General features: G+C 60.8%; 11 protein-coding genes, 1 other RNA gene and 1 pseudogene. 6 read left to right on the forward strand and 7 right to left on the reverse strand.

What is annotated here, in order from left to right; genetic code table 11:
- Positions 1-16 precede the first annotated feature (16 nt).
- Positions 17-4,105 carry a fibronectin type III domain-containing protein gene (locus tag I2H19_RS08140; protein WP_195622318.1) on the reverse strand — a complete coding sequence of 1,363 codons (4,089 nt, stop codon included), beginning with the start codon at positions 4,103-4,105 and terminating at the stop codon, positions 17-19.
- Positions 4,106-4,646: 541 nt separating this feature from the next.
- Positions 4,647-5,198, reverse strand: a complete 552-nt coding sequence (gene bilS / locus I2H19_RS08145) for a flavodoxin family protein BilS (protein ID WP_195622319.1) — start codon at positions 5,196-5,198, stop codon at positions 4,647-4,649.
- A gap of 332 nt (positions 5,199-5,530) precedes the next feature.
- Between bilS and I2H19_RS08150 the strand changes: the two genes are divergently transcribed.
- Entirely contained in the window at positions 5,531-6,796 is a 1,266-nt protein-coding gene (locus I2H19_RS08150; RefSeq protein WP_195622320.1) for an ATP-binding protein, read from the forward strand.
- Between the two features lie 27 nt (positions 6,797-6,823).
- Here I2H19_RS08150 and I2H19_RS08155 read toward each other — a convergent pair whose 3' ends face one another.
- Together I2H19_RS08155 and I2H19_RS08160 are read right to left on the reverse strand one after the other, a co-directional pair.
- A complete protein-coding gene (locus I2H19_RS08155; protein WP_195622321.1) occupies positions 6,824-8,683 on the reverse strand; it encodes an ABC transporter ATP-binding protein in 1,860 nt (619 codons plus the stop codon).
- Positions 8,684-10,534: an ABC transporter ATP-binding protein gene (locus I2H19_RS08160; RefSeq protein WP_195622322.1), complete on the reverse strand. Its 1,851-nt coding sequence runs from the start codon at positions 10,532-10,534 to the stop codon at positions 8,684-8,686. It lies immediately after the preceding gene.
- A gap of 210 nt (positions 10,535-10,744) precedes the next feature.
- Between I2H19_RS08160 and I2H19_RS08165 the strand changes: the two genes are divergently transcribed.
- Together I2H19_RS08165 and I2H19_RS08170 are read left to right on the forward strand one after the other, a co-directional pair.
- Positions 10,745-11,743, forward strand: coding sequence for a hypothetical protein (locus I2H19_RS08165; RefSeq protein ID WP_195622323.1), 999 nt, complete (start codon positions 10,745-10,747; stop codon positions 11,741-11,743).
- A gap of 28 nt (positions 11,744-11,771) precedes the next feature.
- Positions 11,772-12,785: an LPXTG cell wall anchor domain-containing protein gene (locus I2H19_RS08170; RefSeq protein ID WP_195622324.1), complete on the forward strand. Its 1,014-nt coding sequence runs from the start codon at positions 11,772-11,774 to the stop codon at positions 12,783-12,785.
- A 135-nt stretch (positions 12,786-12,920) separates the two neighbouring features.
- Here I2H19_RS08170 and I2H19_RS08175 read toward each other — a convergent pair.
- Positions 12,921-13,193: pseudogene (locus I2H19_RS08175) on the reverse strand (ATP-binding protein); the annotation flags it as partial.
- Positions 13,194-13,264: 71 nt separating this feature from the next.
- On the opposite strand from I2H19_RS08175, the gene I2H19_RS08180 reads away from it, so the two are divergent.
- The 3 genes from I2H19_RS08180 to I2H19_RS08190 all read left to right on the forward strand — a co-directional run bounded on the left by I2H19_RS08180 (position 13,265) and on the right by I2H19_RS08190 (position 15,093).
- Positions 13,265-13,519 carry a hypothetical protein gene (locus I2H19_RS08180; protein WP_195622325.1) on the forward strand — a complete coding sequence of 85 codons (255 nt, stop codon included), beginning with the start codon at positions 13,265-13,267 and terminating at the stop codon, positions 13,517-13,519.
- Positions 13,520-13,560: 41 nt separating this feature from the next.
- Entirely contained in the window at positions 13,561-13,683 is a 123-nt protein-coding gene (locus I2H19_RS08185; protein WP_229089856.1) for a helix-turn-helix domain-containing protein, read from the forward strand.
- Between the two features lie 144 nt (positions 13,684-13,827).
- Positions 13,828-15,093 (forward strand): ATP-binding protein, encoded by a 1,266-nt coding sequence (locus I2H19_RS08190; RefSeq protein WP_195622326.1) that lies wholly within the window; start codon positions 13,828-13,830, stop codon positions 15,091-15,093.
- A 403-nt stretch (positions 15,094-15,496) separates the two neighbouring features.
- Here the strand turns inward: I2H19_RS08190 and ffs are convergent.
- Positions 15,497-15,592, reverse strand: an RNA gene (gene ffs / locus I2H19_RS08195) — signal recognition particle sRNA small type.
- Between the two features lie 94 nt (positions 15,593-15,686).
- Entirely contained in the window at positions 15,687-24,521 is an 8,835-nt protein-coding gene (locus I2H19_RS08200) for a Spy0128 family protein (protein WP_195622327.1), read from the reverse strand.
- Between the last annotated feature and the right edge of the window lie 3 nt (positions 24,522-24,524).

A 24,524-nucleotide genomic window follows, 5' to 3' on the forward strand; every position in this document is an offset into this window, starting at 1 on the left:
TATGTTCGACTGACTCCTAGTGGTTCTTGCGGCGCTTGATCAGCATGATGAGGGCTATTACTACGAGCGTTACACCCGCTGCTGCTGCGGTGGCGACTAGGGCGAATGTTTGGTCGCCGGTGTTTGCGAGGTTCTTCGCTGTGGTCGTAGTCTTGACCTTGGTGTCGGTCTTAGCTCCGTTGTCGGACTTGGGCTTGTCCGGGTTCGTCGGGGTCTCAGGAGTCTCGGGGTCCTTTGAGCCTTCGGAATCGGTTGGGCCGGCGGTGTTTACCAGCGTATGGTCCAGGAACTTCTTGGCGCCCGCACTTGCCTGTGAGAACAGGCGGCGCGTGCGGATCGGGGTGGCGTTCACCGTTGTGGGCGCCGTCTCCTCAGCCTCGATATTCACGAGCGTCGTGCCGGTGTCGAGGCCCACGTCGTTGTATCCCACGTGGCAGTAATACTGCGCACCGTCATCGTCTGCGGTCAGGTCAATCTCGAGCTTTGAGGCCGTTCCAGCCGCGAGGTTGCCATCGGCACCCACGAGCTTAAACTCTGTCTCGCCGCGGCCCTTGCGGTACCACATATAGGTCGGTGCCAGCCCTGTTTCGCTATCGTCGGCACCGAGTTGCTTCACATGGCCAATCGCCGAGAGCGTCAGGTGGCTTCCCGCCGTGCGCTCAACCGAAGAGTCGTATCCAAGATCCAACCCCTCCGCAGCATCCGCCGCAGGTCCGCTCACGGTCATCGTCATGCCATCGGGCATGGTCTTGACCGTGATGATTGCCGAGCGAATACCTGTTTCGGTCGTGGATCCATTCTTAACGGCGGCAATGGCAAATCGATACTCCGTATTGGGCTGCAACCCGTCCCAGGTAAGCGAGGTCTGCGTATTGTCGGCGATCTTCCAGCTGTTGACGATGGCGTCGGCCGCGTTACTCTGCAGCATACCCACGCCGTAGCTAAAGCCACCCCTGTTTGCGAGCACGTCGTCCCAGCTAAACGCGACACTGGTCGAATCAACGGCGTTTGCCGTAAAGCCCGTCACGGCCGGTGCCTCGGGCATCTCGACATCCTTGACGTCATAGCCCACGATCCAAAACTGATCGGTGTCCTTGGTGCCGAGTTTGTCGCCCGAGCCGTCCTCGAACTTGTTGACATCCACCGCGTTGACGCCCAGGCGCCACGCAAAGCCGTACTTATCCTTCGCGGCCTCGGGCAGGTTGTCGACGGTGCCGCCGTATTCGGTCGATTCACTCGAGGAGTTACCCGTAGTAAAGCCGGCGTTGGCACCAAAGCACAGGCCGCCAAATAACTCGTGCTTTGCAAGCTTCGCGCCCATGACAACGCTGCCGTTCAGCGTAAAGCCGTACTCAAACTCCTGCTCCTCGCCCTCCTCGACTTCGATGGTCTGCGTAGTGCTCGCCCCCGACTGCGCGACAGCACCGCTATACCCATCGTACGTGTAAGCGCGCGTCACGCCGGGCTTGCCCAGACCAAAGGAATCTTGCACGGGAGTCGTACCGTTGAGCGCCGTGTAATAGCTGTCGGGCTCTCCCGACCGGTTGGTCAAAAAGTAGCTGAGCGGCGTCATGTTGTGCTGCTTGGCAACGCGGTCATAGGCCTCGACATTAACGACCGAGGTCTGCGCGCCGAGCGACACGGGCGCCGCCATCACGCCCTTGCCACCAGTTTCCTCATTTTCGATCTCATACTCGTAATAGACCATCGGAATCGTGTAGAGCACGGCCTTGTCACCCTCGCCGGCATGCGACTCATAGCTTACGCTTGCGCTGACCGTGCGCTCGCTCCGGTAGTCATAGCATCCCTCGGCGGCAAAATCGACTGAAGCATTCATCGCGACCAGGGGCGGACCGGTCTGCACCTCGACGGCAACGCCCAACTCGGCGCCAATGGTATAGCCCTGGGATGTCCCCGTGCCCTTTTCCTCTCCGTATGACGTGCCGCCCAACACCAGATAGCCGTATGCCTGCTCCAGATCCTCAACATAGGGCGCATCCTGCAGCACGGCAAGCACGCGCGGGTTGGTATAGACCTTGTAGCGGTCCTTGTACGTGATCTTGACGCTGTCGTTGTCGACATCGGGCAGCGCGAGCGAGATAAATGTGCCGTAGGTAGTGCCGCGACGGTTGCTCTCGCTAATCACCTGCTCCTCGCCGCGGCGCACCTTTCCGTTCTCGTCGAGCGAAAAATGCGAGGCGGTCATCCAATAGTAGTCATCGTTCTTGCGCAGGTCCTCGTCGCGGTGCTTGCCCACCACGGCGATAAAGCTCTCGTTATAGCGGTCCGAACCCGAGACGCTGCCCGCCTTGACGTCGCTGATCCACACCTGCTCTATACCCTTGTGGTCATGCTTGTTGCTGCTGTTGTATTGCTGACCGCTCATGCTCATGGTTCCGACCATGGAACCCAAGCCCTGGGCCCCGCTCTGCGCCGTGTTGCAGGCAAAGTCGCGGAACACATCGCCGCCCACGAGCACCTCGTCGACCGCCGGCTGCTCAGACAGACCGTCAAGGTTGGCAGTGGCAAGGGCAATAGGCGCCAAGGTGCACGGATAGCGCTTATCCTGAGCACTATCCTTCCATGCGCTGCTGGGCACATGCATCAGTCCATAGGAGGCAAGGAGCCCGTCTCTGTATTCCTTGCAATCGGATAGTTTGAACTCGCCAGACTCCGAGTCAAAATACGCGTAGCGGTACAGCGCGCCGTACAGCCCCTTGCTGCCGTCATAGGCGTCGTAATCAAAAGCGCTGCGTTGCCAGTCATAGCCCGCAAGAATAAGGCCCGTGACGGTTTCACCCGTCTTCTTTCCTTCTTCATCGTAGGCGGCAAACGTGCCGAACGTCGCATTCGCAGCGACCATGGTCTTGCCGTTCGAGGAGAGGGAGATTGCGCCCGCGTCACCCAGAGCATCGACATGGACGAGTGCACCCTTGGATGCATCCCACGAGAACAGCTCGCAATGCGTTGACTTGGCGATATTCTTTTTGCCGTAGGGTGCCGAGACCACGATGGCGAGGTCATCGCAAAAATCGCGGTCGAGGTCTCCGGCAGCCAGCGAAACGACAGGAGCTGACTGCAGCTGCGTCCAAGAGTCGTTCCCGCCCTCGTTGTGCGTGGTGTAGTCCGCGGCGTTACCGGCTTCGATTTTGACGACACTCTGACTCCAGTTGCCGCCCTCCAGGTCGTACATATCGACTACAGCCTTACGCACGCCGCTCTCGTCGACATAGCAGCCCGCATAGACAAAAAGCTCGTCCACGCCGTCACCATCGACATCGCCCGCCTCGACATCAAAGACGGCGTCGTGCTCTTGCAGGTAGCCGGCGTTCAGATACTTAAAACGGCCTCCGTCCATCATATTGGTGTTGACCGTCACCGGCAGGCGCGTATCAAGGCTGCGCGTGCGCCCGTTGCTAAACGAATAGAGGACCAGCTCAACCTTTCCGGCGTATGACTTGCCGTCAATCGTCGTGGAGGAACTGTCGCCGTAGGCACGGAGCTCGGCAACGCGGCTCTTTTTGCCCGTGCTGGCGTCGCTGCAGAACTCAACACTCGTGGCGTGAATGCCCGAGAAACCGTTGTTGTCGTTGGCGAGTACTGTTGAGGACTCATTGTTGCTTAGGTACGACCAGGTGCCGCCACCGTAGTCGCTATGCTTGTAGAGATCGCTGTTCGTATCGAAGTTGTTGACGTTTTGCCAGAACTTTGCGGCGCCCCACACACTTCCATAGCCATCGGTGAGTTTGCTGCTGCCGCCAATGTCACCGCGCTCGACGTTCTCGAGCTTGTCGCGCAGAGTGTAGCGATTGCCATGGCTACCGTTAGCTGCCATATAGACCTCGCTGCGCGTGGCAAACGTCGTGGGGGTATCAGTGGAATAGGGGCCAACGGTATCGGCCGGAATGTCCTCGCTCGTGCCCAGACCCAGGGCTTGATAATCCTGCTCGGTCATATCGGTGATTGCGGGCGCGTCTGCCGCCTGGGCAACCTGGGGCGTGGCCGTGAAGCAGGCGACGCTCGTGGCGATCAACGCAGCAAGCGCCGCCGTCCCAACAAGCGGGATTTTCGACAGCCTACGGATACGGGGGTGTGGAACGTACATGAGGGACCTCGCTTTATTCGAGTGGAGTGGACTCATTTTTGCAAATGATACATCCGATGCCCGATATCACGTGTCTCATTTTCGCCAACGGCGTGTCTCATTTTTAAAAGCGGAGGTACTGGGGGAGCATCGTCCAAGCTCAAAGCCCATTTCCGGGATGCATTTTCCGCCGAGACCCTCAACGGGAAACGACGTCCCATTCTGAGTATCAATTCCGGGATGCACTTTCCGGAACAACCCTCAACGGGAAAGTGTGTCCCACTTTGGAAGCTGATTGTGGGACGTAGTTTCCCGTTGGCTCTCTTTGGGAAAGTGCATCCCGTTTCTCGGGCTAATAGTGGGATGCGGTTTCCCGTTGAGCGGCCTTTGGGAAAGCATGTCCCACTCTAGGCTCAAAATCCAGTCCCCACTTTCCGAAACCCCACCCATCGGGAAAGCACGTCCCACTCTGGACGCATCCCGGGGATTGAACTTCAGCTTATGAGGCCTTCCATCGATAAAGGGCCGCCACCCGGGAGGGCATTGCATTTAGAAGATGGACCTACTCCCCCAGAACGGCCTTCTTGGCCGCCATCGCCATGTTGTCCAGATCCTCCTTGGTGGGGTGATCCTTTGCGGCTACCCAGTTGTCGAGCAGCATCTTAAAACGGGCATTGTCGGGATCTTGCTCGAGCATGGCCTCGTAACGCTGCTTGACCGCGGGGCCCATCTTGCCCTGGCACATCGCCCAGCCCGCAAGCTCGGCGTCATCGGCCAAATTGGAGGTCACGCGATCGATAATCTGCTGGTAGTAGCTCTGATCGGCGCCAAAGCCACAGGTGCCAAACAGGAAGACGCGCTTGCCGTGCAAGGCGGAAAGCAACGCCGCGACCGAAGGCGTGCACGCGCCCTTGTCGCACCAAAAACCGACGAGCAACGTGTCGGCCACGCAGGCGCCCTGCGCCTCGAGCGCAACCTGATCTGCATCCGCATCGTCGCTCAACGCCGCGGCATGGACAAATTCAACACCCGCAGCCTGCAGAGCGCGCTTGATCGCGCCCGAAACCATCCTGGTATTACCGCTCTTGCTGTTAACCACCAGAGAGCACGTCATAGTCACGTTGCCTCGTTTCCCCCAAAACTAAAGCCACTAATGCAATTTATTAGATGAATATCTTAGTACTAACAACGCAGATGTAAACCACCGTCTGCCGATTGGCGACGCAGGCGACATCAATGGACAAAAACGCCCGCAGCGCAAGCCCCGAAATCTATAAGCTTTGAGACAGCTAAGCTGCCCTATGCCCCGAATCGATGACAACCGTCACCACAGATACCCGCCAATCGTCACCATAGTTCGTAATCAATCGTCACCACAGATTACCGTCAATCGTCACCACGCAGCTGGTAAAATACATAATCAAGGCAAGTTGAGAAGGTGACGGTATGGATAGGTATGTAGACAGATGCATCGACAAGGCAATCAGGCATAATCTCGATATCTTCGGTGCGGTTCTCATTCAAGGCCCGAAGTGGTGCGGAAAGACCACTACGGCCAGACGTTTTGCCAAATCATCCTTGTCTCTTTCCGATCCGGCTGGAAATTTTTCCGCTCTCCAGTTGGCTCGGATCGACCCAGCGCAGGCAATAGCAGGACCGTCGCCTAGACTCATCGACGAATGGCAGGAAGAACCAAAACTATGGGATGCCATACGTTTCGAGTGTGACGCAAGACAGGGAGAATCCGGACAGTTTATTCTTACGGGCTCAGCAACGCCGCAAGATTCGAAGCAGCCAATGCATAGCGGCGTTGGGCGAATAGCTAGATTGCGAATGGATACCATGACGCTGTTTGAGCTCGGCGTTTCTTCGGGCGCGGCTTCGATTAGAGCGCTGCTTTCCGGCCACCCCGCCAAGCAGGCGGTCGGATCGATCGCTGGTGTCGCCGGCATCGCCGATTTGCTGTGTCGCGGTGGTTGGCCTCAAGCGATGGGGAAAACAACTGAAAATGCTATGCGGATTGCCGCTGCTTATGTTGATGGCGTATGCGAATCGGATGTTTCTAGAACTGACGGCGTCAAACGTGATCCGGTCAAGGTCAGGTCTCTTTTGACATCGCTTGCGCGAAATGAGTCGACACTTGCTGGATCGAAGTCCATCGATAAAGATATCGGTACCGGCGTTTCGAAGAATTCGGTCTCCAGATACATGGATGCTCTGAGACGAATCAATATCATCGACGATATCCCGGCTTGGCATCCGGCGCTCAGGTCGCCGGTAAAGCTGCGGCAAAGTGCGAAAAGGCACCTCGCCGACCCTTCGCTTGCCGTTGCGCTGCTCGGAGCAAATCCGGAGTCATTGGCATCCGACCCGAAGACACTGGGGCTGCTCTTCGAATCCCTCGTCCTGCACGACCTTAAGGTCTATGCCGCCGCAAATGACTCATCGGTGTCCCACTACCACGACGCCGACGATCTCGAGGTCGATGCCGTTATACACAGGCGCGATGGAACTTGGATTGCCGTGGAAGTAAAACTCGGAAGCCCGCAGATCCCCGAGGCGTCTGCAAACCTGCTTCGACTCGAGCGCAAGCTGGTCGAACGCGGCGAGAGGCCTCCCGCGGCCAAACTCATCGTCATCGGGTTCGGCATGCCGGTCCACACAACGCCCGAGGGCATCATCGTTGCCCCCGTTGACACGCTCGCGCCCTAGCGCTGCGTTACATGTCCCGCGTCTTGCTCACTGGGCGAATTGGCTGCGGTAGAGCTCGGCGTAGAAGCCGCCTGCCGCTAGCAGCTCGTCGTGCGTGCCGCGCTCGATAATCTGCCCGTCGCGCATCACCAGAATGCAGTCGGCGTTGCGGACGGTGCTCAGGCGGTGCGCCACGACAAAGCTTGTGCGACCGGCCATGAGCTCGTCGAATGCCGCCTGCACCTGCAGCTCGGTACGTGTATCGATGCTCGACGTTGCCTCGTCCAGCAGCAGAATCGCCGGATCGGTGAGCATGACGCGCGCGATGCACAGCAGCTGTTTTTGACCCTGGCTAAACGTGCCGCCGTCCTCGCCGATCACCGTATCGTAGCCGCCTGGCAGCTGCACGATAAACTTGTGCGCGTGCGCGCGCTTGGCGGCCTCGACAATCTGCTCGCGCGTGGCATCGGGGCAACCGTAGGCAATGTTCTGGGCCACCGTGCCCTCGAACAGCCAGGTGTCCTGCAGCACCATGCCAAAGGCGCGGCGCAGGCTCTCACGCGTGTAGTCGCGCGAGGAATGCCCGTCGACCACGATGCGCCCGGCATCGATGTCGTAAAAGCGCAGCAGCAGGTTGATGAGCGTCGTCTTACCGCAGCCCGTGGGGCCAACGAGGGCAAACCGCATACCGGGCTTGGCGTCGATGCAGATGTCCTGCAGCAGCTTGCGGTCGGGCACGTAGCTAAAGTCCACATGCTCAAAGGCGACCTCACCCTGCGGGGCTGTGAGTTCAACGGCATCCGCGGCATCGGGCTCCTGCTCGCGTGCATCGAGCAGCGCAAACATGCGGCGCGCCGAGGCATAGGCCGTCTGGATCTGCGTGATGACGTTGGTGACCTCGTTGAACGGCTTGGTGTACTGGTTGGCGTAAGACAGGAAGATCTGCACACCGCCCACCGTGAGCGCCGCGGGCACGCCCGTAATCACGCCAACGCAGCCGATCACGGCCACCACGGCATAGATGATGTTGTTGATAAAGCGCGTGCCGGGGTTAGAGAGCGAACCCATAAACTGCGCGCGCTCACCCGCGGTGTAGAGCTCGGCGTTGAGGGCGTCGAAACGCTGCTGCGCGTTCGGTCCATAGGCGAAGGCGTCCACGAGCTTTTGCTCACCCACATACTCCTCGATATGGCCGCCCAGCTGGCCCTGAATGCGCTGCTGCGCTGTAAAGCTCTTGTTGGAGAGCTTGGCGATGGCGCCCGCCGCAAAGATGGAAAGAGGTGTGACAAGCACCACCACGAGCGTCATGGTCAGGTTGATGGAGAGCATAAACGCGAGCGTGCCCACGATAGTGATGACTCCAGTAAAGAGTTGCGTGAAGCCCTGCAGCAGGCCGTCGCCCACCTGGTCGACATCGTTGACCACACGGCTCATAAGGTCGCCGTGGGCATGGCTGTCGATAAAGCTGAGCGGCATGCGGCTGAGCTTGTCGCTCGCCTCCACGCGCATGTCGCGCACCGTCTCGTAGGACAGGCGGTTAACACAGTAGCCCTGCAGCCACTGGAACGCCGTAGCGCCCATCACGACAATCGCGAGCTTGGTGACAAGCGGCAGCAGCGCATCGAAGTCCACCTGTCCGGCGGCAACGATGAGATCGATGCCCTCGCCGACGAGGATGGGCGTATAGAGTTGCAGAATCACCGAGATGGCAGCACTCACAAACGACGCCGCAAACGAGATGCGGTGCGGACGGACGTAGCCCATCAGGCGGCGAGTCACCGCGCCCACGGGGTAGCGCTCGGGGTCGCCGGGCTGGCGCGGGCCGTCACCCAGATCGTTGAGGTTATCGCTACCGGACACATTGGCCGTCATCGTGGCGACCGAACCGGAAGAAGTATACGGATTCATTTAGCAGCCCTCCTTTGCGCGGGTGGATGCAGGGGCGGAGTCCGAAGCGGGCGTCGCACTCCCCTGCTGGCCCTCGAGCTCCTCGCGGCGGAGCTGCGACTGGCAAATCTCGCGGTAGAGTTGGCAGTTTGCATACAGCTCGTCGTGCGTGCCCAGACCCGCAACCGAGCCGTGGTCGAGCACGCAGATCATGTCGGCATCGCGCACGGTCGAGACGCGCTGGCTCACGATAACGGTCGTCAGCGGCAGCCCGCCCTCGGCGGCGCCGCGCACGCTGCGCTCGCGGATAGCGTGGCGAAGCGCCGCGTCGGTCTTAAAGTCGAGCGCCGAGGCGGAGTCGTCCATGACCAGGATCTGTGGCGAGCCGACCAGGGCGCGCGCGATGGTCAGGCGCTGACGCTGGCCACCGCTGAAGTTCTTGCCGCCCGCCTCGACCGGGGCATCCAAGCCCTGCGGCTTGTTGCGCACGAACTCGCCGGCCTGCGCCATATCGAGCGCCGCCCAGATCTCCTCATCGGTTGCCGACTCGCCGCGCCAGGTCAGATTGCTGCGGATTGTGCCGCTCACGAGTGACGCGCGCTGCGGGACGGTCGCGACCACGTGGCGCAGCTGATCGAGCGGCCAGACGCGCACATCGGCACCCATCACGCTCACGCTGCCGACGCCCGCGTCGTACAGGCGCGGGATGAGCGAAACGAGCGTGGACTTGCCGCTGCCCGTGCCGCCGATAATGCCGAGCGTTTTGCCCAGCGGCAACTCCAGAGTCACATCGTTGACGGCGTTGGCCGCGCCCGCGCCAAAGGAGAAGCTCGCATGGCTAAAGCTCAAGGCGGGCACCGGGGCGGCATCGCCCATCGCACCCGGCTCGGGCAGCGCAACCGGCTGATTGCCCTCGTCGGTGATGCTCGGCACGCAATTGAGCACCTCATTGATGCGCGACGCGCTGGCGCTCGCCTTGGTAAAGACAACGACCAGGTTGGCCACGTAGACGATGGAGGTGAGGGTCTGCGTCATGTAGTTCACAAACGCCATGACCTGGCCCTGCGTAAGCTCGCCCACGTTGACCTGGATGCCGCCCACCCACAGGATGGCGCACACGCCCAGGTTCATCACCAAAAACGTGACGGGATTAAGGATTGACGAGAGCTTGCCCACCGCGATGGCGGTATTGGCCTGGTCATCGGCGGCTTGGGCAAAGCGCTCGCGCTCGTGATCTTCGCGTACAAAGGCGCGAACCACGCGGGCGCCCGAAAGCCCCTCGCGGCAAATGAGCGCGATGCGGTCGAGCTTTGCCTGCAGCTGCTTGTAGTACGGAATGCAGCGCGCCATGACAAACCAAAACACCAGGCCAATGGCGGGCGTGCAAATCAAAAAGATCATGCCGAGCTTAAGGTCGATGGCAAGGGCCGCGCACATAGAGCCCACCGCCAAGAAGGGCCAGCGGATGAGCATGCGTACGCCCAGCGCCACAGCGAGCTGCACCTGGTTGACGTCGTTGGTGATGCGGGTGATAAGCGACGGCGTGCCAAAGCGGTCGAGTTCGGCATAGCTCAACTTGTTGATGTGCTGGTAGAGCGCACCGCGGATATCGGTGCCCATGCCCTGCGAGGTGAGCGCCGCCATCTTTTGGCAGACGAGCGTAAACGAGATGCCGATCACAGCCATGGCGCCAAGCAGCATACCGTAGTGGACGACGGCGTTGACATCGTGTGCGCCAATACCCTTATCGATCATCTGGGCAATCACCAGCGGCGTCAGCAGGTCAAAGATCACTTCGATCAGCTTACACGCAGGGCCAATCACCATATACCGGCGAAACTTACCACCAAAACGCCTGAGCAGCTCAATCATGTATAGGCGCTCCCTATCATCATCCACATTCAATTCGAACCATGATAGTACCGCCACCCCAAAAGAAGCGTAAACAACTCGTCATTTCTAACGGGATTCAGTTTTCAGAGGGGTATACGCGCACACCCAGCCAGTGTCGGGTCAACTAGCATGGTATATTTACATTAGTGCTACCAAGTTAGTCGCCGACCCTTGAAATGAGGTGCCGAGATGAACGACATTCTCGCAAGAAGAGCAAGACGAGCAACTGTGGGCATCGCCCTTTCCGCGGCACTTGTCGCGGGAATCGCCCCCGCAACGGCGATCGCGGCAGAAGCCAGCGCTCCCATCGATGCAGTTGCCCTGCAGTCGGAAGATGCGGCCGCCGCAAAAGAAAAAGCGCATGCGGCCATGCAGGAAGCGCTCAAAAAACTCAAAGCAGCGGAGGACGCCGCAAGTCCCGAGAGAATTGCGGGAATCAATAATATGATTGCCAGTGATCAAGAGCTCCGCGACATTATGCTGGCGCATGCCGCCGAATGTAGGGAACCCCTTCCCGCCATGCAAGCGAACGTCGATGCAGCCCAAGCCAAATACGACGAGGCCAGCAACCTGGTAAGCAGCCTTCAGGCAAAATTAGAGGCACTTAAGGCACTCGGCGACGAGGCGCCCAGCGAAGCTATTAAACAGTTGCGCTCCGAAATCATGGCGGCAAAATTGCAAGAAGAGTCTTGCAAAACGACGCTTGACAGCTACCAACGCCGCCTCGAAAGCCAGGAAAGACAGGTTCAGAGATTCGAAAGTGCGGCGGAGGAAGTCAAAGCCCACATCGACGAGGAAACAGCCAAGCGAGATGCGCTCCTCGACAATTTGGATAAGGCGCAAGCGGCATATGACGACGCCTGCAAGGCATACGAAGAGGCGAAAGCCGCGGCAGACAAGACCACCTCGCCCGAGATAACGAAACCTGCCGAGACAGTGCCTCCCTCCGGCTCAACGCAACCGGCCGAGACGGCACGGCCCGCCGGCTCGCCCGCGACCGGCAAAGACGCCGCACCGAGCTCCGCCAAGCAAGCGAACTCGAGCAGCAGCAAGCAAGCAAATACGACCGCCGGCAAGCTCGCAAACACAGGCGACACAACGCCAAGCGCAATCGCGCTCGCAGAAATCGCCGCCATGGGACTCGGAATAACCGCCGCAGCCACCCACCGCATCAAGTACTCAAAATAGCCTCCGACCCTTGAAATGAGGTGCCGAGATGAACGACATTCTCGCAAGAAGAGCAAGAAGAGCAACTATGGGCATCGCCCTTTCCGTGGCACTTGCCGCGGGGATCGCCCCCGTAACGGCGATCGCGGCAGAAACCAGCTCCCCTGTCGATGCAGTTGCCCTACAGACGGAAGACACGGCCGCCGCAAAAGAAAAAGCGTATGCAGCCATGCAGGAAGCGCTCAAAAACCTCGAAGCCGCAAAAGACGCCGCAAGTCCCGAGAAACTTGCGGAAATCGATGATGACATTGCCGCATTTCAAGAACTCTACGACATGATAGTGGCGGAAGCCGCCAAATGGAGGGAACCCCTTCCCGCCATGCAAGCGAACGTCGATGCAGCCCAAGCCAAATACGATGAGGCCCACAACCGGACAAGCGGCCTTCAGGCAGAATTAGATAAGGCACTTGAAGCACTCGGCGACGAGGAGCCCAGCACAGCTATTAAGGAGCATATTAAGCAGTTGCGCAGTGAGATCATGGCGGCAAAAACGCGAGAAAAATCTTGTGAAGATGATCTTCACCACTACCAACGCCGGCTCGAAAGCCAGGAAAAACAGGTTCAGCATTTCGAAAGTGAGGCGGGGGAAGCCAAAGCCCGCATCGACGAGGACATAGCCAAGCGAAATGCGCTCACCGACGATTTGGAAAAGGCACAGGCGGCCTATGACGACGCCTGCAAGGCATACGAAGAGGCAAAAGCCGCGGCAGACAAGGCCACCTCGCCCGAGATAACGAAACCCACCGAGACGACGCCTCCCTCCGACTCGGCGCAACCGGCCGAGACGGCACGGCCCGCCGGCTCGTCCACGACCGGCAAAGACGCCGCACCGAGCTCCACCAAGCAAGCGAACTCGAGCAACGGCAAGCAAGCAACTACGGCCGCCGGCAAGCTAGCAAACACAGGCGACACAACGCCAAGCGCAATTGTACTCGCAGGAATCGCCGCCATGGGGCTCGGAATAACCGCCACAGCCACCCGCCGCATCAAGAACTCAAAATAGCCGCCAAAGCATTCTGCTTTCGCCAATCTACAAGCCCAGAAACAAAAGAGGCCCGTTTCCCCAACCCAGGGAAACGGGCCTCTTTAACTGCAAAATCCAAGCAACAGCACCGCCGTCTCTTGAACCACGTAGCCATCAATGCCCAGGCAACGCCAGCAAGCAGCACAAAACACGGGATTCAATTCTGCAGCTTGCGCCGTTGAACTCCACGAGCCTGCCCGTGCAGACGAGCCTGTCCACGACAGCCGCCGCCATCTTGTCGTCGCCGAACACGGTCACCCACTTGCTGAACTCTATGTTGGCCGTGACGATCATGCTCTGCCTGCCCTCCGGCACCGACATCACCTGGAACAGCAGCCTCGCGCCCTCGATGTCCAGCGGCACGTAGCCCTGCTCGTCCAGGATGAGGAGTTCGCGGCGGGGGCGACGCTCTCCGGGCTGCTGCCGCGTATCTCGCGGCGTAGAAAGGAGTGAGTACCATGACCAGCGCGAAGAAGATTTACCTCGCCGTGGCGGGCGGGCTTATTGCCGCGGGCATCGTTCTCGCGGGCATCGGCTTTATCGCCTCGGGCCGCGATCAGGCCGTGTTCACGACCCAAATCGACATGCGTGACAACACCATCGTGCTCGGCGGCGTCGAGGTGGACGAACCCGAGGGCATCCCGTTCATCAGCCGGCTCGCCATTCTTGGCGAGATCGACACCTCCGACGTCGCCGACCCCGCCGCGCCCTAGGCGCAACGAGCCCGGGCACTCCGTCCGCTAATTTGATTGAGATGGATCGCTCCTACTACGCGAGCATTGAGGTCGGGCAGCGCAATGTCAGCCTTTCAAATCTCAAGAAGATTACCGACGGCTTTCACATCACCATTTCGGAGCTCATGCGCGGTGTCGAGTAGATGATTCTCATCCGACTTGGCTCGTTCATGTTTAATCTGTCTCGTTAACCGAAATATGCAAATCTGGTTAATCAAATAATTGAAATCTGGTTAAATGAAAACTGTAAATTTGGTTAAACGCGCTGGTAAACAATGGTGAAAACTATGCCAAAAAAGTACTACGCTAGAATTATCGAAAATGAGCTCGACCAGATGCTTGGGATATTCGGTGCCGTTCTCATCGAAGGACCTAAATGGTGCGGGAAGACAACCACGGCCGGGACCCGTGCGGCGTCCAGGCTCCTCCTCATGGACCCGTCGCGCAACTTCGAGAATCGCTTCCGTGCCGAGACGGACCCGGCGCTTGCCGTTTCTGGCGAGGTGCCGCGGCTGATCGACGAATGGCAGGAGGTTCCGAAACTTTGGGACGCGGCACGGTTTGAGTGCGACAACCGCGGCGGCGAGCCTGGCCAGTTCATATTTACGGGGTCGGCGACACCGCGAGACAATGAGCGGCCGATGCACAGTGGCGCTGGAAGGTTCGCTAAATTGCGCATGGACACCATGACGCTTTTCGAACTTGGGAAATCTAGCGGTGCGGTTAAGCTGTCGGGCATCATTTCTGGCGAAAAGTTCAGGGGCGCCTTCGGATCGATGGGTTCTGCCGAGATCGCCGAGCGCATCGTTTGCGGTGGATGGCCGGCGTCGATTGGGCGTGACGCGCGAATTGCGTCCGCGACGGCAAAACGATATATCGAGATAGTCGCTGAGGAAGACATCCCCCGCGTCGATGGCTCTCGACGAGATCCTGAGAAAGTGAAAGCCGTCATCGCGTCGTTGGCGCGCAACGAATCCACTCTTGCGACGCTCAAGACGCTTGTGGCCGATTTGGGTGGCGACGTATCGAGACAAACAGCGGCATCATACATATCCCTTCTTAGCAGATTGAGTTTCGTCTGCGATATCCCCGCATGGAATCCCGCGATGAGATCTCCGGTGCATCTGAGGGAGGCGCGTAAGCATCATCTTGCCGACCCGTCGCTTGCAGCGGCTGCGCTCGGGGCGACTGTGGAGACGTTGTTGTCAGACTTCAAGACACTTGGGCTGCTTTTCGAATCGTTGGCGCTCCATGATCTATGGGTCTATGCGAGGGCAAACGGAATGGGCCTTTATCACTATCACGATTCCCGCGATCTTGAGGTCGACGCTGTCATAGCGGCTCCAGGTGGGATGTGGATTCCCGTTGAGGTCAAGCTCAGTTCCGCTCAAATCGAAGAGGCATCTGACAATCTTGTTGCCGTCGAAGAGCGGATGGTTGCTGCCGGAAACACCCCGCCGGTTTCTAAAGTAGCGATTATTGGATTTGGTTCACAAGCCTATGTTACCGACCGCGGCGTCCAAGTTGTTCCATTGGACGTTCTCGCACCGTAACGCTGCGGGCGAAGTGAAATCGACGCATCTTTTAGATTTCTTCAATTTGTGCGTAAACCAACAATGCCGTAATTACGCTATGTCGTTAGTGCGAACATCGCATCTTCAGTAGTCGAAGCTCGTTCGCAAACGGACCTCTTTACTTGCAAAAAAGGAGACAGCACCGCCGTCTCATGAACCACGTGGCCACCGCGCTCCCGGCAACGCCAGCAAGCAGCACAAAGCACGGGATTAAATTATTCAGATAAATGCGCCTTTACGGGTGATTTTTGGACGACGGGGTCCGGAAGGCGGCGAGGTATTTGGTAGTCGAGCGATCCCGCAGGCGCAGCCGAGGACCAGCGAGACACCAAATACCTCGCCGCCTCCCGGACCATGTCGCGGCACCAAAAAAGCGCCCGTGCGCTCGATGGATTCGGATGCCCGACAGAGGCTCCTTATGGCTGCTTCCTTCCGGACCTGACCAGATTCGGAACATGTCGTCATCCGAACCCATCGAACGCGCTAGGCGCTCGGTATATCTTACCCGCTCCCGCCCAACAGGGCAAGTGGGGCGAACCCATCGGATGGATCCGCCCCACTCGTGCATATCGCTAGCGGCGCCTGCGGTACAGGGCCGCACCGCCCGCGACGGCCAGCGCGCCGATGCCGGCCATGGCGCCGAGTGCCGTCGCCGGCAGGCTGCGGTCGCCGGTGTCGGGCATGCCGCCCTTGGAGCCGCCGCCGGAGCTGTCGCCGGAGCCGCTATCGGAACCGCCGCCCGAACCGCCGCCCGGCGTGCCGGGGTTCTCCGGGGTGCCGGGGGTCCCGGGTTCCTCGGCGTAGCTGTTGGTGAAGACCGGCGGCAGGTTGGCGTCGCCCTCGTAGGAGACCTTCGCCGACAGGTAGCCCGTCTTGGAGCCGTCGGCCGCCTCGTCGCTCACCGTGACGACAATCTTGTGCACGGCCTTGTCGTAGGTCACGTGTGCCTGGCCATCGTCGACCTCGCTCACCGTGAAGGTGTAGGTACCGGCCTGCTTGAAGGTCAGCGCGTCGAACGTGACGCTGCCGTCGGCGGCGTTCCTGGCGGTCGACATCACCTTGCCGTCCCGGCCCTTGAGCTCGAAGCCGAACTGCGCCGCCTTGAGCTCGGCGCCCTTGAGCACCTTGGCGGCGCCCAGCTTGAGGGTGACGGGCGCGGCCTCGTAGCCGTTGGTGAACGTCACCGAGTCGTCGCCCGCGGGGTTGCCCTCGGCATCCACAAGCTCGTGCTCGACGGTGAGCGTGCCGTTCCCGGCATCGGTGACCGTCGTGTGCACGCGGTAGGTCGCCCTGTCGTACGTCACGCCGCCCGCCGTGCCGGCGACCTCGCGCAGCTCGTAGCTGTGCGTGCCGGGCGCGGTGTAGGTGACGGGGCTGAGCGCGACCGTGCCGTCGGCGGCGTTCTTGCCCGTTGCCGCGACGCTCTCGCTGCCGTCGGCGGCAATCTCGACCAGCTGGAACTCGAACTCGCCCTCGGCCAGGTCGCGGCCCTTGAGCTTCTTGCCCACCTTGATCTGGTCGGTGACGGTGCTCGGGGCGGGGCCGACGCCGTAGGTATTGGTGAACTCGAACGCGCCCTTACCCTCGGGCGTGCCCTCGGCGGGCAGGACCTCCGCGGCGAGCGTGCCCGCGTTGGTGTCCTCGACCACCTTGACCGTGAAGGTCCTGGACGCCACCGCGTCATTGACCACGCCGTCGACCGAGCCGGACTCGCTCACCCGGTAGGCGAACGTCTTGGTGCGCATGCCATCGCCGTCGATCGCGGCATCGTCGAGGTCACTCGGCTGCTTGAACGTGACGTGGCCCAGCTCGACGTTGCCGGCGGCATCGTTGACCGCCTCGGTCACCGTCTTGCCGGAGGCGTCGACCGGTGCGGGCGCGCCGTCCAGCGGCTCAATCTTGAAGGTGTACTTGCCCTCGATGTCGGCCTGCGTCAGGCCGAGTCCGGCCTGGCCGAGCGCCAGCGTCTTGGTGCCCGCGAGGTCGACCGTCGCCTCGTTGGTGCCGTAGCCGTTCACGAACGACAGCGTACCGTCGGAGCCCTCGGGGTAGGTCACGACCACATCCAGCCCGCCCTTGCCGTTATCGGTCACCTTGACGGTGATGTCGAAGCTCGAGGCGGTCGCCGTCACGCCGGCGGGCAGCGCCGCCGTGTCCTCGGAAACGGTATAGGGGATGGTCCAGGAGCCGTCGGCCGTCTTGGTGGCGGCGCCGTCCGCCACCATCTGCTCGAGCGAGCCGGTGGTGTAGGCGATGGGCGAGAACGCGAGCTCCGCGGCCTCGCCGTCGCCGGAGGCCCGGTTGGACGCGGTCGCGACCACGTTGCCCTGGGCATCGCGGACGGAGAACGAGAACTCGTCCGCCGCCGCGGCGCGGCCCGTCAGCGTCTTGGTGGCCTCGATGGACGCGCTGCTCTCGCCGCCGAGCGTGCCGGTGGCCTCGTAGGAGTTCTGGAACGCGACCGTCACGGGCACGGGCAGCGACGCGATGTCATCGGCCGTCGAGACCTCGCTGCGGGCGACCTCGACGCCGTCCTTGACGACCGTGGTCGTGACCGTGAGCTTGCCCGTCGCCGCGTCGTAGCCGGGCGCGACGGTAACCGTGCGCGGCGCGGCGTCGTTGGTGTAGCCGTCGCCACCGAGCTTGGTCTCGGCGACGGTGAAGCTGTAGGTCTTGCCCGCGTCGGCGTCGGTGAACGTCACGTCGCTGCCCGCAGCACCGCCGATGAGGTCGACCACGGCGGCCTCTCCATCATCGGCCGCGGACACGGTATAGGCGTCCTTGCCGGTCTTGAGGCCGAGCCTGGCGACCGTCTCGGCATCGGCGGTCACGGTGAAGGCGAACTGCCCCGCTTCCATCGCGCGGCCGGAGAGCGTCTTGGACAGGAGCACGCCCGCGCGGGCCGAGTAGTCGAGCTCGGTCGTGTAGGTGTTCACGAAGTCGCCGCCGCTCGCCTGCGCGATCGCGGGCGTCGAGGCCGTGAGGTTGCCGGAGCCGTCGTCGGTCACGGTCACCGTCATCGTGGCGGCATGGCCGTCGTAGGCCACGCCGGCGAGGGCCGAGCCGTCAGCGGGCCTGGCCTCGCTCACCGTGTAGGTGAAGGTCTTGGCGCGCACGCGCTTGCCGCCGACCTCGGCGAACCCGGCGTCCTTGAGGTCGTCGAGCGTGTAGCGGATGGACCCGAAATCGAAGGCGACCCTATCGCCCGCCTTGGTGCCGGCGGCAGTCACGCTGACGGTCTTGGAGCCGTCGGCGGAGCCCTCGGGCATGGGCGCGTCGTCCTCGCCCGTGAGCGTGAACTGGAAGCTGTCGCCCTCCGCCCAGTCGCGGCCCTTGAGCGTCTTGGTGAAGAGCCCCGCGGTGGAGACGTCCCTGCCCTCGGTGGCCGTTCCGTACGTGTTGGTGAACGCCGCGGTCGCGCCGGCCTCGGTCACGGTGCCCTCGGCCTTGGAGCCGTCGGTCCCGTCGACCGTGGTCGCATAGCCCTCGGCGGCGTCCTCGGTCACGGTGTAGCGCGCGCCCACGGGCAGGCCGGCGACGGTCTTCTCCCCGCCGTGCTTGAGCGTGAAGGCCGCCTTGCCGTCCGTGAACGTCACGGCGTCCTCGCCCTCGCCGAAGGTGCCGGAGACGGGCTCGCCGTCCCCGTCAGCCAGCGCAACCGTGAAGCCGAACTCGCGCTGGCTGTCGCCGCCGACGACCGTCTTCTTGACGGTGAGGGCGCCGGTCTTAGCGGTGTTGGTAAAGACCGCCGCCTCGACCGTGCGCTCAACAGCGCTGCCGGCGTCGTCGGTCAGCTGTGCAATCTTGGTCTTGGCAGACAGCTTGCCGGCGCCGTCGTCGGTCACCGTGACGGTGGCACGATAGGTGGCCTTCGAGAAGGTGAGCGCCGTCTCGCCACCCGTCTGCTCGGCAATCACATAGGTATAGATACCGGGCTTGGTGTACTCGATGGCACCGAAGTTGCCGACCTGAACGTCCTTGTTCAGCGTAATCGTCGCCACGCCGCCCTTGGCATTCTTGGGCATGGGCGCCTCGCCCTCGGCAGACAGCGTCATGGTAAAGGCATCCGCCTTAGTCCAGTTGCGTCCGGAGATCTTCTTTTGCACCTTAAAAGCGTTTTCCACCTTTGTGGGCTCCACGCTGTAGACGTTGGTGAAGCTCGCCTGCGTCGCCTGTCCGACGGTACCCTTCTGGGAGTTCGCCTTATCGACAACCGCAAAGCCGTCCTCGCTCGTCATGAGCTCACCCTTGGAGTCGAGCTCCTGCACCTCGTAGTGCGCACCTATGGGCAAGGTAACCGTGACGGAGCCGCCAGCCTTGAGCGCGATGGTGTCACCGCTCTTGATCTGTCCGCTTACATAAGTGCCATTGGTGCCACTGGGGCGACCGGCGTACGCAAAGGTGCCGGCCAGAGGCGTTGTGCCATCGGCCTGGTAGAGCAGTACCTTAAAGGTAAATGCCTTGTTGGGCGCGGTGATGCCTTCGGCGGCCGTGACCGTCTTGCTCAACGTCAGGCGCCCGTCAGAGACCTCATCGGTAGTGGTGTTGGTCTTGACGGCAGGGTTGTTGCCGACCGTCACCGACGCCTGGTTGGAAATATTGCCCGAAGCGCCACCGCTCTTAAACGCGTCCTCGGTCACGCGGACCTTAAACTGAACCGTGCCCTCCTTGCCGGCGGGAACGTCCGTCAGCGTCCAGGTGAGGTTGCCGTCATTGTCCCTGGAGCCGACATCCTTATGGTCGCCGGCGAACTCCACTAACTTGGTCCCCGCGGGAACGGTATCAGTGATAGTCACCGTTGCCGGCTCGCTCTCGGTGTTCTTGTAGCCGATGGTGTAGGTGAGCTCGTCGCCCAGCGCCACACCCGACCCATTCGAATCCTGGGCATCACTCTCGGACTTCTTGGGCACGTAGTTGGTCGTGGTGCCGGTATAGCTCTTGTCGCCGACCCTAATGGTAGCGGCGTTGTTGACGGTGCCGACAGCGCCCTGGACACCCTTCACAGCGTCCTCGGTAATCTTTACACGCACGCGTACCGAACCGTGGCTGCCCGCGGGCTGCTCACCCAGGTTCCAGGAAAGCAATTGGCCACTCGCGGCGCCCTTATCGGCATACTCGCCCTCAAAGGCCTCGAACATAACGCCGGCAGGAAGCTCGTCGGTCACGGTCACGTTGGACGGAACCAGATTGTCTTTGGCATCGGCCTCGGTGTTGACCCAGTTGATGGTGTAGACATAGGAATCGCCCACGGAGAGCAGCTGCCCGTCGATATCCACACTGGGCTTTGCGACCGTGCCGATCGTCTTGACCTTATCGCGCGTGTTGTGGAAGACGATTTTGCCGTTCTCGGTACCATCGCGATAGGTCACCTTGGACGTAAGTGTGCCGTTGTTGTTGTCGGTCACCTCGAGCAGCACTCGGCACGTCGCGGACGCGTCCACGGGACGCACGCCATCGGGCAGGCTGGCGAAACGTTCCTTTGCTACCAGGTTAAAGCTGTAGGTAGTGGTGTGGTCGGCATTGTGCTGCTTGGTGGCAACGCCATTCTTCACGTAGTCGGCAAGATCAATTGCCGACTCATAAGATTCGCTGGTAGCATCGCCAAGCTTAAAGTTGACCTTACCAAAGTCGACCTTTGCCTTACCGTTCTCGCCCGCCTGAGTCTTGCCCTCATCTATCCATTGGAGTGTGCCATCGGCCTTCTGCGCATACACGTCAAACGTATACTGGCCGACCTCGATCTTGTCGCCGGAGTCCATTACCTTCTCGGCCGTGAGGCCCTCAAACGTTCCGGTCGCGACGTAGCTGTTCGTAAAGAACACTTGAGCCTTTTCGGTACCACTCTCGGAGTTAAAGACCTTTAGATCCGCGGAAAGCTCCTTCTTATTGGCGTCAAAGTGCTTGACGGTAGTCACGGTATAGGGCGAACCGTCGGTGCGCTTTTTAACCGCAATCGCCACCGTCCAATAGGACGTATCGAAGGAATAGCCGACCTTGTTGTCGTTGTTCTCGACCACCTTGTAGGTGAACGTCTCGCCCGCTTCGTTCGTTGTAAAGGTCAGTCCGCCCAAAATACCGGTATGGGACGCACCGTCAGCCTCGGGCTCATCGTTGGTAACGGTGAGCTTGCCCTTATCCGCGCGCAGCAGTGCCTCGAGCTTTGCAGTTGAGGCACCGTCTTCGCCCGTCACCGTAAAGCCAAACATGCCGGCATGCAGATCCTTACCCTTGAGCGTCTTGGCAATCTCCAAACCGCCCTGGAGCTCGTAGCTCGTCGAAGTTTTGTAGCTATTGGTAAAGATGAAGCCCTCCGAGCCGGTCGTGCCATCGGGGCGGGCCACAAGCTTGCCGCCCTCATCGGTTACGGTAACCGTCACGGTATAGACGTGCTGGTCATACTTCCACTCGCCAAGGCCGCTGTTCGGAGCCACCTCGTTAATGGCGAACGTATACGTGCCCGGCTTGTTGAAGGTAAGCGTCGAGAAGTCAATCTTATCGTGCGCGCCGTCGGCAAGCTTGTCCCTCGTTTGCCTCTGCTCGGTGTAGCCGTTGTCCGCACTCATCGAAGAGCCAGTGATGAGCTTGCCGTCGATGGCAGCCCGGGTAACATCGTCAGCCGCGGTCATGGCAAAGGTAAACTTGTCCTCAGCATCGCGGCCGACAACCACCTTCGTCACGGACGGGGTGTAGGTCGCTGCCTCGGTGACCGTATAGGTGTTCTTGAACTTGACCGTCGCGACACCGGTGGACGTTGCATCCGACGGGTAGATCCACTGGCCCTCGAGCTCGTCGCCGCCGTCGCCCGGCTTGCTTACCGATGTCGTGACCTTGAGCGTGCCGTCGCCGTTATCCGCCACGACAGCCTTAACCGTATGGACCGTGCTGTCGTACGTATAGCCCGTCGCCTTGTCGTCAATCTCGCTCACCGTATAGGTAAACGTCTTGCCGGCATCATTCTGATTGAATTTCAGTCCGCCCTCAGGTATCAAACTCACGGTCTTGGGGTCATTGGCCTCGACGTTTGCAGTCTCAAAGACCTTGCCGTCCGTGGAAAGGCCGACCTTGCTGGCAGAAGCCTTATCGGCAGGCTTGACGATATAGCGGAACGTGCTCTTGGGCGAGCCAAACACCGTCGCGCCCTCGGGGTACGTCAGCGTCTTCTCGATCTGCAGGCCGCCAGCGGCGCCATAGTCGAGACTTGCCTCATAACTGTTCACAAACGAGACGGTAGGCGTCGTGGCGCCGGCCTCGCTTGCATCGTACTGCTGCACGTAGGTATTCGGATTCTGGTCGAGCTCGGCAATCTTTTCGTCCGTCAACGCGCTCGCATCGCCGGTATCGCCCAGCAGCTCCGTCACACCCGCGCCCTTGAGCACGGTCGTCACGGTGTAGAGCTTGGCGGGGTTGTTTTCGCTCGCAAGAACCTTAACGAGCACGATGGCGTCGCCGGTGTAGCCGGTGTCATAGGTGTAGCCGGCGGCCACAGGCTGGTTCTCGTGGATGCGATAGGCAAACGTATGGCCCAGGTCCTGCTCCGTGAGCTTGCGGGCAAAGAGCTTCTCTTTCCCGTTCGTGCCCACCACGGCACCGGACACACCGGCCTCCGCCGCCTTGTTGGACAGGTTAGTCTCGGCGCCATTGACCAACGTCTGAACGCCGTTGTACCAAAGACCCGTCACGGCAAAGGTAAACTGGCCCGCGGTAGAGGCACGGCCCTCAAGGGTCTTGCTCACCGTCACGCCGCCAAAGGTGCCCGACGCATGGTATGCATTGGTGAAGGCGGCCTTATCGATTATGCCCTTGTCCGCATCGGACGCGCCGGTGTTGGCGTAGGTCACGCTCGACACGTGCAGCTTGCCCGTGTGGTTGCCCCGCTCGTCCAGATCGGTCACCACGACGGTCGCACGTGCGGTGTGCCTGTCCATGGACATGCTCGCCGGGGCACCAAGCGCGACATTCTCGGTGATATTGAAGCTAAAGGTGCCCGCGCGGTTGAATGTCACGGTCGGGGCGGCTTCGGTGCCAAAGGAGAACGAGGCAACGCGTCCCGACTCGGGCGTGCTGGCGACGGCCTGGTTAGTGCCGATGGCAATGGCCCCATCCGTTACCGCCTGCTTTGTGGTCTTGCCCAGGCCAGTTGCGCTGGCATCGTCCGCAGCGGCGGCAAGGTTAAAGGTATAGCTCTCGCCCTGGTTCCAGTCGCGACCGCTCACGGTCTTCTGACCCTGCAGGGTAACGCTCGCGGGCTCCACGCTATATATATTGGTAAAGGAAGGCGTGGCGTTGTTGTCCAGCTGCTTTACCGAGCCGTCTTCTGTGATCTTGTAGTACTCGATCGAAGTCTGGATGCCGGCACCCTTCTTGGCGTTGCGTACTACGGCGTAATAGACCGATCCGTCGTAGGTCATGCCCGCAACGCTGCCGGGATCCTCGGCGAACTTGTACACGTAGGCGCGCCCCGCATCTTTCTTGGCGGTATAAGAGATATCCGGCCATCTCACCGCGCCATCGACGTTGCCAACTTTCATGGTGTTGTCTTCGGCGCCCTGGGGCATGGGGGCCGTCATGCTCTTATCGACCGTATCGGGGTTGAACACCGCATTGACATCCGCATAGCCACCCATGCCCTCGAGCGTAAAGCTAAAGGCGTTCTGGGCAAGCGGGAACGTCCCCGCGTTGTCGACTAGGGTCTTTTTAGCTTGGATGGGGATCTTCGACTCGTGCGCATCGTAGCGGTTGATGAAGGTTGCGACCTTACCGGCGACCTCGACTTCCTTCTCGGTGCCTCCGTCGTCGCGCACCTGCTTCATCGTCACACTCGCAACGACAAGAGCACCAGCTTGGTTGTCCTCCACCACGACCTTCGCGGTATAGACGGCGGCAGAGTAGCTTATGCCGTCTGCCCTGGCGTCGGGTTCGGGGATACCCTCCTGGATGGTATAGGTGTAGGTGCCCGGCTTGGCATAGGTGATGTCGCCAAACGTTGCCTCCTGAGTTTTCTTGTTGAGCTCGACCGTCGACACCTTGCTCTTGGCGCCATCGGGCATGGGGGCGCCGTCCTCGGGCGTAAGCTGCGCGGTAAAGGTATCGCCATCGGCCCAATTGCGGCCCTCGAGCACCTTCTTGGCGCTCAGACGATTCTGGGCACCGAGCGTTACGCGGCTGGCGCTGTAGTTGTTGGTGAACTCGAGCTTGTTGCTCGCGGGGATCTTCCCGTCCACGAGCGCAACAATCTTGCCCTCGATGGTGTTGCCGGTTCCGGACTGCTCCTCGCCGCCGGCCATGCGGCTCACGAGGCTAAAGCCAGCCGGAAGCACCGACTCGCCGGCAGAGCCGGTCACGGTGTTAACGATGCTCGCCAGCACGTTGCCATTGGACTCCTCGCCCTTGGTGGTGATCTCGCTCACACT

The organism is Collinsella aerofaciens, assembly GCF_015560135.1.
GTDB lineage: Bacteria > Actinomycetota > Coriobacteriia > Coriobacteriales > Coriobacteriaceae > Collinsella > Collinsella aerofaciens_AN.

Bases quoted from the DNA above. Each gene is read 5' to 3' on its own strand.
- I2H19_RS08140 (WP_195622318.1), bottom strand. From the start codon at position 4,105: ATGTACGTTCCACACCCCCGTATCCGTAGGCTGTCGAAAATCCCGCTT.
- I2H19_RS08170 (WP_195622324.1), top strand. From the start codon at position 11,772: ATGAACGACATTCTCGCAAGAAGAGCAAGAAGAGCAACTATGGGCATC.
- I2H19_RS08155 (WP_195622321.1), bottom strand. From the start codon at position 8,683: ATGAATCCGTATACTTCTTCCGGTTCGGTCGCCACGATGACGGCCAAT.
- bilS (WP_195622319.1), bottom strand. From the start codon at position 5,198: ATGACGTGCTCTCTGGTGGTTAACAGCAAGAGCGGTAATACCAGGATG.
- I2H19_RS08190 (WP_195622326.1), top strand. From the start codon at position 13,828: ATGCCAAAAAAGTACTACGCTAGAATTATCGAAAATGAGCTCGACCAG.
- I2H19_RS08165 (WP_195622323.1), top strand. From the start codon at position 10,745: ATGAACGACATTCTCGCAAGAAGAGCAAGACGAGCAACTGTGGGCATC.
- I2H19_RS08185 (WP_229089856.1), top strand. From the start codon at position 13,561: ATGGATCGCTCCTACTACGCGAGCATTGAGGTCGGGCAGCGCAATGTC.
- I2H19_RS08150 (WP_195622320.1), top strand. From the start codon at position 5,531: ATGGATAGGTATGTAGACAGATGCATCGACAAGGCAATCAGGCATAAT.
- I2H19_RS08160 (WP_195622322.1), bottom strand. From the start codon at position 10,534: ATGATTGAGCTGCTCAGGCGTTTTGGTGGTAAGTTTCGCCGGTATATG.
- I2H19_RS08180 (WP_195622325.1), top strand. From the start codon at position 13,265: ATGACCAGCGCGAAGAAGATTTACCTCGCCGTGGCGGGCGGGCTTATT.